The sequence below is a fragment of the Aeromonas sp. PrichA-15 genome (genome assembly GCF_017939245.1).
In the GTDB taxonomy this organism is placed as follows: Bacteria; Pseudomonadota; Gammaproteobacteria; order Enterobacterales; family Aeromonadaceae; genus Aeromonas; species Aeromonas caviae.
Genome location: NZ_JAGKRH010000118.1, coordinates 1 through 11,850 on the forward strand (window position 1 = coordinate 1; position 11,850 = coordinate 11,850).

11 protein-coding genes are annotated in these 11,850 nt (G+C 63.3%); 6 read left to right on the top strand and 5 right to left on the bottom strand.

Going from position 1 to position 11,850, the window contains the following annotated elements; genetic code table 11:
- Window positions 1–510: 510 nt before the first annotated feature.
- Entirely contained in the window at window positions 511–1,833 is a 1,323-nt protein-coding gene (locus tag J9889_RS14750) for a YjiH family protein (RefSeq protein ID WP_052815104.1), read from the top strand.
- Between the two features lie 57 nt (window positions 1,834–1,890).
- On the opposite strand, the gene J9889_RS14755 is transcribed toward J9889_RS14750, so the two are convergent.
- Window positions 1,891–2,772 carry a pirin family protein gene (locus J9889_RS14755; RefSeq protein ID WP_043152681.1) on the bottom strand — a complete coding sequence of 294 codons (882 nt, stop codon included), beginning with the start codon at window positions 2,770–2,772 and terminating at the stop codon, window positions 1,891–1,893.
- Window positions 2,773–2,890: 118 nt separating this feature from the next.
- On the opposite strand from J9889_RS14755, the gene J9889_RS14760 reads away from it, so the two are divergent.
- Window positions 2,891–3,817 (top strand): LysR family transcriptional regulator, encoded by a 927-nt coding sequence (locus J9889_RS14760; protein WP_052815005.1) that lies wholly within the window; start codon window positions 2,891–2,893, stop codon window positions 3,815–3,817.
- A gap of 111 nt (window positions 3,818–3,928) precedes the next feature.
- Here J9889_RS14760 and J9889_RS14765 read toward each other — a convergent pair whose 3' ends face one another.
- The 4 genes from J9889_RS14765 to J9889_RS14780 all read right to left on the bottom strand — a co-directional run bounded on the left by J9889_RS14765 (window position 3,929) and on the right by J9889_RS14780 (window position 8,095).
- Window positions 3,929–4,258 carry a YbaB/EbfC family nucleoid-associated protein gene (locus tag J9889_RS14765; RefSeq protein WP_005301028.1) on the bottom strand — a complete coding sequence of 110 codons (330 nt, stop codon included), beginning with the start codon at window positions 4,256–4,258 and terminating at the stop codon, window positions 3,929–3,931.
- A 123-nt stretch (window positions 4,259–4,381) separates the two neighbouring features.
- Window positions 4,382–6,862 carry a DNA polymerase III subunit gamma/tau gene (dnaX, locus tag J9889_RS14770; RefSeq protein ID WP_109112462.1) on the bottom strand — a complete coding sequence of 827 codons (2,481 nt, stop codon included), beginning with the start codon at window positions 6,860–6,862 and terminating at the stop codon, window positions 4,382–4,384.
- A gap of 177 nt (window positions 6,863–7,039) precedes the next feature.
- Complete coding sequence (gene apt / locus J9889_RS14775; protein WP_010674707.1) at window positions 7,040–7,585, bottom strand: adenine phosphoribosyltransferase; 546 nt, start codon at window positions 7,583–7,585, stop codon at window positions 7,040–7,042.
- A 132-nt stretch (window positions 7,586–7,717) separates the two neighbouring features.
- Window positions 7,718–8,095 carry a YbaN family protein gene (locus J9889_RS14780; protein ID WP_109112463.1) on the bottom strand — a complete coding sequence of 126 codons (378 nt, stop codon included), beginning with the start codon at window positions 8,093–8,095 and terminating at the stop codon, window positions 7,718–7,720.
- A 176-nt stretch (window positions 8,096–8,271) separates the two neighbouring features.
- Between J9889_RS14780 and dusC the strand changes: the two genes are divergently transcribed.
- From dusC to J9889_RS14800, 4 genes are all read left to right on the top strand, one after another.
- The gene (gene dusC, locus J9889_RS14785) at window positions 8,272–9,216 is read left to right on the top strand and encodes a tRNA dihydrouridine(16) synthase DusC (protein ID WP_103243143.1); all 945 of its coding nucleotides are present in this window, start codon (window positions 8,272–8,274) and stop codon (window positions 9,214–9,216) included.
- Window positions 9,217–9,272: 56 nt separating this feature from the next.
- Entirely contained in the window at window positions 9,273–10,100 is an 828-nt protein-coding gene (locus J9889_RS14790) for an AraC family transcriptional regulator (RefSeq protein ID WP_109112464.1), read from the top strand.
- A 74-nt stretch (window positions 10,101–10,174) separates the two neighbouring features.
- Entirely contained in the window at window positions 10,175–11,140 is a 966-nt protein-coding gene (locus J9889_RS14795; protein WP_210557187.1) for a DMT family transporter, read from the top strand.
- An 81-nt stretch (window positions 11,141–11,221) separates the two neighbouring features.
- Window positions 11,222–11,590 (top strand): TraR/DksA C4-type zinc finger protein, encoded by a 369-nt coding sequence (locus tag J9889_RS14800; protein ID WP_210557189.1) that lies wholly within the window; start codon window positions 11,222–11,224, stop codon window positions 11,588–11,590.
- The last annotated feature ends 260 nt before the right edge of the window (window positions 11,591–11,850 follow it).

An 11,850-nucleotide genomic window follows, 5' to 3' on the forward strand; every position in this document is an offset into this window, starting at 1 on the left:
GGCGACCAAACCAAGGTGATCGAGGTTACGGATCGAGATAGCGGGTGCGGCCATGATGATCTACCTGCAAAAGAGAGTAATAGATCAGAACGGCCGATCGCCGTCAAGCACTGAAAATAGCAAAATCAGGTGCGGAATGACGGATCTTACTCTGCAATGGGATAGTCGAAAAGTAGTCAAATGAACAAAGGGTTTATGATTTATTCATAAATAGTCATGAATATAGGCTCATGAATATGACCAGAAAGGGTAAATAGCCGCTCATGTTTTTCCTGGCGCTGGTCGCTTACCTTCCTGTTTTGCCTCTTGATGCCTCACCACCCACTCGCCATCCCGGCCCCTCTTTCCCCCCGAGATCACGCTTTTCAGTCTTGGGGTCATCTGCATCCACACCGATTCACATGTTGCATTTTAGTGACTTTGGTGTTTCCATTTTGAGCGCCGAACGATATTGTATATACAAATCATCCCCTCAACGGAATTGAACCATGCGGATCACAAGGAGAGAAAATGGAACCTGAACACACGCTCACTGCACCGGCAGGATCAGGGGCCGGCATCAAGCTGCTGCTGGCCAGCCTGCTTGGCATCGCCATCTTTTTCGTGCCCTTCGAGCTTGGCGGGCGCAGCACCATAGTGGTGGATCACCTGGCCGGCTTTCTGATTGCCCAGCGCCCCCTTGCCCTGACCCTCATTCTCTTGCTCATCGCCTATGGCGCCATCACCCCCTTGCTGGATGGCCGCTGGCGCGCCCGTCCCATCGACAGGGTATTGAGCCTGTTCAAGCTGCTCGGGCTGGCCCTGGCCATTTTGTATGTCACAGACTGGGGCCCTGCCTGGTTGATGACCCCGGATCGCCTCCCCTTCCTGTTCGATAAACTGGCCATGTCTGTGGGTCTCATCGTGCCTATCGGCGCCATGGCCCTGACCTTCCTGCTCGGTTTCGGCCTGCTGGAATTCATCGGGGTACTGATGCAACCTGTGATGCGCCCCCTGTGGCGCACGCCGGGTCACTCCGCCATCGATGCGGTCGCCTCTTTCGTCGGCAGCTACTCGGTGGGCCTGCTCATCACCAACCGGGTCTTCCTCGCGGGCAAGTACACGGTGCGAGAAGCCGTCATCATCGCCACCGGCTTCTCCACCGTCTCGGCCGCCTTCATGATCATCGTAGCCAAGACCCTCAACCTGATGGGACACTGGAACTTCTACTTCTGGTCCACCCTGGTGATCACTTTCGTCATCACCGCCATCCTGGCGCGTGTTCCTCCCATCAGTCGCCTGGCTCACCATGGGGAGACCGACGAGCCGCTACCGGCTGGCATGAGCCGCTGGCAGGTAGCCCTCACCTGCGGCCTGACCCAGTCCCACCAGGCCGATCCTCTGCTGCGGCAATTGAAGGACAACCTCAGGGACGGTCTTCACATGGCCGCTGCCGTGGTGCCCACCATACTGTCCGTCGGTCTGCTGGGCCTGCTGCTGGCAAAGCACACCCCCCTGTTCGATCTGCTGGGCTGGCTGCTCTGGCCACTGACCTGGCTGCTGGATCTCGGCGAGCCGCTCGCCACCGCCAAGGCCCTCTCTGCCGGTCTGGCCGAGATGTTCCTGCCCGCCATCCTGCTCAAGGATGCCGACCTGCTGGTGCGCTATGTCGCGGCCGTGGTTTCGGTCAGCTCGGTGCTCTTCTTCTCTGCCTCCATCCCCTGCATCCTGGCCACCCGGATCCCGGTGAGCGTGGGACAGCTGGTGGTGATCTGGCTGCTGCGCACCCTGCTTGGCATCCTGCTGGCCGCCTTGTGCGGTAGACTGGCGCTGGCCCTCGGCTGGCTCGGTTGACCAGGGCTCATAAAAAAACAAAGCGCCATCAGGCGCTTTGTTTTTATCGGGATTGTCTCAGGGGGCGATGACGGCGAACCGGCCGCTGTTGAAATCATCTATCGCCTGATGGATCTCTGCCTCGCTGTTCATGACAAAGGGGCCATAACCCACGATGGGTTCATCGATGGGCTCGCCACTCAGCAGCAACAAGCTGGCCTCGCCCTCCGCCTCCAACATGAACTCCTCACCGTTGGGATCGAGCAGCACCAGTTGTGCTTCGCCCGCGCGCTCCTGACCGTTGATAATGAGAGAGCCCTTGAGCACCACCAAGGCGCTGTTCCATCCCGCTACCGCCGGCAGCACCACGCTGGCCCCGCCCTTGAGCCGCAGATCCCAGATGTTCATGGGCGAGAAGGTTCGGGCTGGCCCCTCTACCTCGCCTTGTTGCAACCCGGCATCGTTCCCGGCGATGATGCGCACCCGCACATCGCCCTCCTTGAGGCTCAGTTGCGGGATGGTGTCGCTGGTGATGCCCTGATAACCGGGCGTCGACATCTTGTGTTTGGCGGGCAGGTTGACCCACAGCTGCACCATGTCGAGGGTGCCACCACGACGGGTGAACCCCTGGGAGTGGAACTCGTCGTGCATGATGCCGGCGGCGGCCGTCATCCACTGCACGTCTCCCGGACCGATGATCCCCCCCTGGCCGGTCGAGTCGCGATGGGCGACCTCCCCTTCATAGACGATGGTGACCGTCTCGAAGCCACGGTGCGGGTGCTCCCCCACTCCCCTGGCATGATCGGCGGGCTCGAAATGTGCCGGGCCAGCCCTGTCCAGCAGCAGGAAGGGGCTCAAGGCGCGGCCATGGGTCTGATACGAGAACAGCGAGCGAACCGGGAATCCGTCGCCGACCCAGTGTTGTCGAGGGGCGCTGTAAATACCGATGACTCTTTTCATGATGCTCTCCTGGGTGATCGTCACGGGATGTGTCGTGGCTCGCATTGTGAGTCTGGAACGCTGCGTCCGGTAGACGTAAAATTGGCTATCAGCGTCCTATTTTGTGAACGATAACCCCATGCAACAGGATCTCAACGACCTCTATTTCTATGTCCAGGTGGTGGATCACGGGGGCTTTGCCCAGGCCGGCAGGGCCCTCGGCATGCCCAAATCCAGGCTCAGCCGCCGCATCGCCATGCTGGAGGAGCGACTCGGGGTGCGTCTTATCCAGCGTTCCACCCGCAGCTTCACCGTCACCGAACTCGGTCAGGCTTATTACACCCGTTGCCGGGCCATGCTGGTGGAAGCCGATGCGGCGCAGGATCTCATCGCCGCGACCCAGAGCGAGCCTTGCGGTCTGGTGCGCATCGCCTGCCCCATCGATCTGCTGCACGCCCACGTAGGGAGGATGCTGGTCTCGTTCGCCCTGGCCCATCCCAGCGTCAAGGTGCAGCTCGTCGGGGTCAACCGGGCGGTGGATCTGGTCGCGGAGGGGTTGGACATGGCGCTCAGGGTGCGACCACTGCCCCTGGAGGACAGCGATCTCGCCATGCGGGTGCTGGGTTATGCGACCCAGTGTCTGGTGGCAAGCCCGGCCCTTGTCACGTCACTCGGCATACCCCGGGCCCCCGCAGATCTGCTGTCATGGCCGAGCCTCGGTCACGGCGCCAGCCTGGAAGGCCATCACTGGACCCTGCTGGGCCCCAATGAGTCCAGAGTCAAACAGCACCACAGCCCCCGCTTTGCCACCACCGACATGCAGACATTGCGTCAGGGGGCGATCGACGGGCTCGGGGTCGTGCAACTGCCCACCATGATGATGGATGAGCCCCTGGCCGATGGCCGGCTGGTGCGTCTGCTCCCCGACTGGGCACCGCGCCAGGAGGTGATCCACGCGGTCTTCCCCTCACGCCGCGGTCTGCTGCCTGCCATCCGCGCCCTCATCGATCATCTGGTCGAGGGCTTCTCCCACCTGGGGCAGGCAAGTGCGCCGCCCCCGCCATGATCTGTGCATGGCCGTTCCCGGGGGTGCCGACATGCAAAAGGCCAGAGCTTGGCTCTGGCCTTTTTATTTTTCCCCTTCCCAGAGGAGGGGAAACGGATACGGGCAGTATCCTCAGAAGGGCATTTTGAAGCCCGGGGGCAGTTGCATGCCGCCGGTCAGCTCGCCCATCTTGGCCTTGTTCTGCTCTTCCACGCGGCGCACGGCGTCATTGACGGCGGCGGCCACCAGATCTTCCAGCATCTCCTTGTCATCTTCCATCAGGCTGGGATCGATCTCGATACGACGCACGCTGTGGCTGCCGGCCATGGTCACCTTGACCATGCCTGCGCCCGCCTCGCCGACCACTTCCATCTGGGCCAGCTGCTCTTGCATCTTCTGCATGCGCTCTTGCATCTGTTGGGCCTGTTTCATCAGGTTACCCATTCCACCTTTACCAAACATAGATCGTCTCTCGTCTTGAAATCCGGCATCCAGCGCCGGGCTGTGGGTTCATCTGCCCTAAGTGGGGGCAGCCAAAGGTCTTTTCAACCGGGGACAAACCCGGCACGGTTTTTTCACCGCAATTCAGCGACTCAGGGGTTCGATGCTCTCGGGATGGAGCACGGCGCCGAAACGCTGCTGCAAGAATTGTACGTTGGGATCCGCCGCCAGATCCCGGCTCACCTGTTCACGCACCCCGAGATAGAGACGGTGCTCTATCTCGAGCGGCGTCTCCCGCGCGGGATCCGAGCCCAGGGTCACATCGATGTGAACCGGGCCGCCCAGCTCGGGACCGATGATCTCGGCCAGATCGGCGCGGGCCTTGTCGCTCACCAGATGGCGCTGCTCGGGTTTGAGCAGCAGGGAGACCCGATTGCCTTCCCGGGTCATCACCGCATTGATGGCGAGCTGGCGCAACCGACCACCCACCCCGGTGCGGGCGATAAGCTCGGCCCAGGTGTCCCCGCAATTGACCAGCAAGGACGAGGGGATCAGACGGGCGACCTCCCCCTCCTCTTCGGGCTGGGTGTCGCTCTCCAGGGCATCCCAGTCGATGGTCTCCATCAACGCAATGGCGGGCTGAGGCTCGCTGGCGGCCACTGGAGGCGCGGCAGACACCATAGCGACAACCGCAGGTGCCGCCGCATCCGCGCTGCCGACGTCAGCACCCAGATCCCAGGGCGGCAGATCCTCCTGCGAAGGAGGAGCCATGGTGGCGGGAGCTGCCAGGGCGGAAGTCACTGCCCGCGTGGGCAACGGGGCACTGGCAAACCCCTCGTCAAACCCCTGATTCAGATACTCTTCGTAGTCACTGGCTCCCTCTTCATAGGCATCCAGAGGGGGCAGGTCGTCATACCCCGTTTGCATGGCAGATCCCTGCCCCGGCATCTCGGGTCGCGCCGCTGATTGCACCTCGGCCTGGGGCGAAGTCGCGACGGCAGGCATCGCAGGGGCCGGTTTGGTCGCGACCACCGGTTTGACGGGGGTGATCCGGGCAGGCGCGGCGTTTGCGCTCTGCTCGCCACGCAGGCGGCTTCGCAGCAGATTGCGCTTGCCAAGCAGGCTCTGCATGCTGGATGTCGAAGAGATGGCGACGTCTTCCCCTTGGGCCTCAACCTGCTGCGTCTGCCCGGCGTCATCCGTCGCCAACGGCGCAGAGGCAGGCTCTGCAGGCGGACTGGCGGGCACCACGGCCTCGTAACCCATCCGTTCGGCCTCGCGCAGCAGCTCATCCTGCTCGGCAAAGAGCGGATCCAGCACTGCGCCCTCCTCCGCCTTGGGTGCGGGGGCGACGTGCTCGGCCTCAAGGACAGATGCTGGCGCGGCGGGAGCCTGTGGTGCTGCGCTGGCAGCCGGGGCCGGCTCAGCCCCCTGGGGCTTTCCCGGCAGGAGCTGCGAGTTTTCCCTCGCAGCCGCCATCACGCCGGTGTGCCCTGTCATGAGAGGCTGGGCTGCCAGATTGGCGGGATGAACTACCTCGCGCCGGGGAGAGAAGGCCAGCATCCGCAGACAGGTCATCTCCAGTGCGGTGCGCCCGTCAGGGGCCCAGGGCAGATCCTTGCGCCCCCCCAGCACGATTTGATAGCAGAGCTGCACCTCTTCCGGGCTCATGGCTCCGGCAAGCTGCAGCAGGGCATCGGCATCCGCCCCCTGCTCCTGCACGCTCGCAGGCAGCAGTTGCGCCATGGCCACCCGATGGAGCAAAGCTTCCAGCTCGGCGTGAAGCTGGTCGAAATCCGGCCCCAGGGTAGCAATCTCGGTGATCTTGGCCATGGTGGCCGGGGCATCCTGGCGCAGCACTGCCTCCAACAACTGGTGCAGGTGGTGATGATCGAGGGTCCCCAGCATGGCGAGCACGCTCTCCAGGCGCACGCTGCCGTTGCCGTGGGCCAACGCCTGATCCGTGAGGCTCAGGGCATCGCGCATGCTGCCGTCGGCCGCCTTGGCCAGGGCCAGCAGGGCGCGAGGCTCGAAGGGTTGACCCTCCTGGTCCAGCACCCATTCGAGCTGCCTGGCGATCTGGGTCTGATCCAGACTCTTGAGATGAAACTGCAGGCAGCGCGACAGTATGGTGATGGGGAGCTTCTGCGGATCCGTGGTGGCCAGCAGGAATTTCACATAGGGGGGCGGCTCTTCCAGGGTTTTGAGCAGCGCATTGAAGCTGTGGCGCGACAACATGTGCACTTCATCGATGAGGTACACCTTGAAACGACCACGGGCCGGACGGTACTGCACGTTGTCGAGCAGCTCTCGGGTGTCTTCCACCTTGGTGCGGGACGCCGCATCGATTTCCAGCAGATCGACGAAATTGCCCTGATCGATCTCGCGGCAGGTATCGCACACACCGCACGGATGGCTGCTGATCCCCTGTTCGCAGTTGAGGCTCTTGGCCAGAATGCGGGCGATGGTGGTCTTGCCCACGCCGCGGGTCCCGCTCAGCAGGTAGGCATGGTGAAGCCGTCCCTGATCCAGGGCATTGGTCAGGGCAGTCAGCACATGTTGCTGGCCGACCACTTGTTCAAACGTATGGGGGCGCCATTTGCGCGCCAAAACCTGATAGCTCATAGATCTCGATGCTGGGAAACGAGGCATTGAGGCTGGATGCTAACACAAATGGAGGGCTGGCTGTATGGGGGATGCGCCGCCTTGGGAGGGATCGCTTGAATTTCAAACCGGTGCCCGTTCAGGCACCGGTTTGCGGCAGAAAGCAGGGTGACGAGGCCTGCCGCGCGAAGGGGCGATTTACGCCCCCGCGAGTTCCACCAGAGAGACAACCTTGACGCCGGCGGCGGTCAGGCGGGCATCACCGCCCAGGGACGGCAGGGAGATGATGAAGGCGGCATCCGCTACCTCACCGCCGGCGCGGCGGATGAGCTTGACGGTGGCATCGACGGTGCCGCCGGTGGCCAGCAGATCGTCCACCACCAGCACCTTGTCACCGGGCACGATGGCATCGGTGTGCAGTTGCAGGGTGTCGGTGCCGTACTCCAGGGCGTAGGACTCCTCGATGACGGCGCGGGGCAGCTTGCCCGGCTTGCGCACCGGCACGAACCCCAGCCCCATGGCGTAGGCAACCGGGGCGCCGAAGATGAAGCCACGGGCCTCGGTGCCGACAATCTTGGTGATGCCTTGATCACGGTAATGATCGGCCAGCAGATCGATGGTGGCCTTGAAGGCCTCGGCATTCTCGATCAGGCTGGTGATGTCGCGAAACAGAATGCCCGGCTTCGGATAGTCGGGAATGGTCTTGATGCTCGCTTCGATAAACTTCAGGGTTTCCGGATTCATTATTTGACCGCTTATTTTTTGAGCCCTGCCATGGCGGCGCACGGGGTCTCCGCCTGGGGGCAATAAAAAGGCCCGTCACGCAAAAATGACGAGCCAACTCCATAGCATTATTGCCGCGATAGCTTAGGGATTTCACTTCTTCATTGCAACCGGCTCCAGCACCGGCAGACGCATCAACCAGGTGAGCAGGATCACCATTATGACAACCAGCAGCCACCTCACCCAGGGCAACGGCACCACCAGCAGCGATACCGAGAACGAGATCAGGATGAAGATGATGGCGCGGCGTCTGGTGTGGCGGCGAATGCCGCGATACTGCTGCCAGTCGAGGATGGGGGGGCCAAACCAGGGATGCGCCAGCAACCAGCCATGAAAGCGGGGGGAGGAGCGCGCAAACAGCGCCGCCGCCAGCAACATGAAGGGGGTTGTCGGCAGCAGGGGCAGGACTATCCCGACTATCCCGGTGGCGAAGGCAAGCCAGCCCAGGGCCATCAGACACCAGCGTTTCATGGGTACTCCTCTAGTGTTTCTCTGCCTTTAGCCTAACAGAGTTGGCCCGGAAGCTGACAGCCTGGCCCAGTCTGCGGCCGTCGATGGGGGCCATCGAGTGGGCAGACGGCTGACAATCCCGGCGATTGCCACTACAATCTGCGCTCTTTTTTCTCCCCTTGTCTTCGGAAGCAGCTATGCGCGTTATTTTGGCCCCTATGCAGGGGGTGCTGGATCACCTGATGCGGGAGGTCCTCACCTCCGTCAATGATTACGACCTCTGCGTCAGTGAATTCATCCGGGTGGTCGATCAACTGCTGCCCGCCAAGGTCTTCCATCGCCTCTGCCCCGAGCTGAAACAGGATGGCAAGACCCGTGCAGGGACCCCGGTACGGGTGCAACTGCTGGGACAGCATCCGGAGTGGCTGGCAGAAAATGCCATCCGGGCCATCGAGCTCGGCTCTCCCGGGGTTGATCTCAACTTCGGCTGCCCTGCCCCCACGGTCAACAAGAGCAAGGGGGGCGCCGTGCTGCTCAAGGAGCCCGAGACCGTCTATCGCATCGTCAAGGCGGTGCGGGAGGCCGTGCCTGCCCACCTGCCGGTGAGCGCCAAGATCCGCCTGGGATACGATGACAAGGATCTCTATCTGGACAACGCCCAGGCCGTCTATCAGGGGGGGGCCAACGAGCTGGCGGTGCATGCCCGCACCAAGCGCGAAGGCTACAAGGCGCCGGCCCACTGGGAGTACGTGGACGCCATCCGCCGCGCCCTGCCCATCCCCGTCACCGCCAACGGCGAGATCTGGAACCATGCCGATGCCCTGACCTGTGCCCGGGTGTCCGGTTGCGATGCCCTCATGGTGGGCCGGGGCGCCATCTCCCTGCCCAACCTAGCCAACGTGATGAAGACGGGGTGTGCCCACATGAGCTGGGCCGAGGTACTGCAACTGATGGTGACCTACACCGAGCAGGATCTGGCGAGCGACAAGGCCGACTACTACCCCAGTCGCATCAAGCAGTGGTTCTCCTACATAGTGCGGGAATACCCCCAGGCCGACGAGCTGTTTCGTCGCATCCGCACCATCAAGACCGCAGAGGAGATCCGCACCGCCCTTGAGCGCGAGTGCGCCTCACAGGCCTAGACTTGGCCGCCGCCCCGCGGCGCCCTATGATGAAGGCTCATTGACAGGAGGTCAGGATGCAGGGAGTGCCGGTCAACTTTACCCATCAGCACGACAGGGCCGATTTTCGCGCCCTGCCGGGGCAGCCTGCGACCGAGCTCTATCGCGCCCACATCCAGCACCACATCTTCGATCCCCATAGTCACGAGGGGTTTGGCCTCGGTGTCATCGAGTGCGGTGCCGAGCGCTTTCGCTATCGCGGCAGCCAGCTCCTGGCCGGTCCCGGCAGCCTAGTGCTGATGAACCCCGATGAGCTGCACACGGGCGAGTCAGCCTGCGAGCAGGGGTGGCGCTATCGCATGCTCTACCTGCCCGCCGACCGGCTCGAGGCCATCAGCGGCGAGCGCGACTGGTATTTCACCGATGCCGTGCGAAGCGATCCGCGTACTGCCCCCGTCCTGCAGGCGGCCCTGGATGCCCTCTGGCACTGTGACAGCGAGCTCGCCGCCGACGGCCTGCTGCTGAGGGTGTGCGAGACCTTGCGCCCCCATGCCCGGGCCCTGGCGGCCCCGCGCGAAGCGGCCCACCCTCTGGGCCGCGCCATCGACTATATGCAGGCCTGTTTCGCTCGCCCCATTACCCTGGCCGAGCTGGCCGGTGCAGTGAACCTCAGCCCCTACCACTTCCAGCGCAGCTTCAAGGCCCGCTTTCACGTCACTCCCCAGCAGATGTTGATGGCCATCCGCCTGCAGCGCGCCAAGGGCTGGCTGGCCGCAGGCCTGCCCGCTGCCGAGGTGGCCTCCGCCTGTGGTCTGGCCGATCAGTCCCACCTCAACCGTGCCTTCCTGCGCCGCTATGGCACCACCCCGGTCCGCTACCAGAAACAGGTGCAGGCTGGCCGCTAAAGCGCAATCTGGTTCAATACGCCCCCCTTCCCCCCTGCTAGGCTGGCCTCCTTCTTCTTTACCGGATATGAAACATGTTGATCGGAGTCCTGTTTGCCCTGCTGGCCGGCCTGATGTGGGGGCTCATCTTCGTCGCCCCCCTCTTGGTGGACGGCTATCCCCCCGCCCTGCTCGCGAGCGGCCGCTACCTCGCCTTCGGCCTCATCATACTGCCGCTCGCCTGGCAGGCCCGCAAACACTTGGCGGCCCTCTCGGCCAGCGACTGGCGAGAGGCCCTCGCCCTCACTCTGGTGGGGAACCTCCTCTACTACTTCTGCCTGTCGGGGGCCATCTTGCGCATCGGCTCGCCCCTGGCGGCCATGTTTATCGGCACCCTGCCGGTGGTGACGGCCCTGGCCGCCAACCGCCTCTATGGCGCACGGGACGGTCGCCTCTCCCGCACCCGGCTCTACCCGTCCCTGGTGCTGATGGGGGCCGGCCTCTGTCTGGTCAACAGCGCCGAGCTCACCTGGCACACCGAGGCGCGCACCGAACAACTGCTTGGGCTCGCCCTGGCGGTGGGCGCCGTGCTGTGCTGGACCTGGTATCCCCTGCGCAACGCCCGCTGGCTGCGCGAGCACCCGGGCCGCAGTCCGGCCGTCTGGGCCACCGCCCAGGGGCTGGTGACCCTGCCGGTGGCGCTCATTGCCTATCTCGGCAGCCTCGGCCATCTTGCCCTGAGCGCACCGGACTTTCCCCTGCCCTTCGGGCCGACGCCCCTGCGCTTCGTGCTGCTGATGGGGGCAGTGGGGCTCCTCTGCTCCTGGCTCGGCACCCTGTGCTGGAACGAAGCGAGCCAGCGCCTGCCGACCGTGCTGGTCGGGCCGCTCATCGTGTTCGAGACTCTGGCGGGGCTCTTTTACGCCTTTATGCTGCGCGGGATCATGCCCCCCATGAGTACCCTGGTGGGTGTCGTCTGTCTGGTGGCGGGAGTGCTCTACGTCATCACCGGCAAGCCGCAGCACCTGCCGGAAAAACCCGTCAAAGCACGGTTAACTTGATTCATGTCATCTTGATAAACCGCGGGTTTCCCTATACTGGCCGAGTTTTATCACTCGTTTTTGGGGGCTGCTGTGTGTGAAGTGACGCAAGCCCGGTTGGCCGAATGGCATCAGCGCCTTCTGACCGACTGGGCGCAAACAAGAGAGGAGCTGATCCGTCAGCTCAAGGCCTGTCGACAAGATGACTGGGCACAGAAGGTGAAGCGCTGCGAGCGAGATCAACTGGTTGATCTGACCAGCCGTCTCGATCTGCCCGGGGTGGAACACAGCGTGGCACGCCTCAAGCGGCTCGACGCGGCGCTCTGCCAGATGGATCTGGGGCTCTATGGCTTCTGCTCCGATTGTGAGGAGCCGCTGCTCCCTGAACAGCTGGAACAGGATCCGACCCTGCAACGCTGCCCGCGCTGCGAGGCCCGCTACCGCAAGGGGTTCCACGCTCACGAACTCTGATGGGGGCACCCTTTGTGCCCGCCATTTTCCTCCTCCCCCCCTTCTCGCTTCCCAACATGACCAACCCCCTGGCGCGACGATCCCGGCAACCCCGGGGGCAGCCGCACAGGCATGAAAAAGGTTCTTCGCGGGATCCTGGGAAAGTGGAAGTTGACAGACAGGGTGCTGGTAAACTGGTTGTCTCCAAACACACCACCACCATCACCCTGCTGTCGCCGTGCATCATATTGATATTGCCTCCTTCTGGCCAGGTTATACCG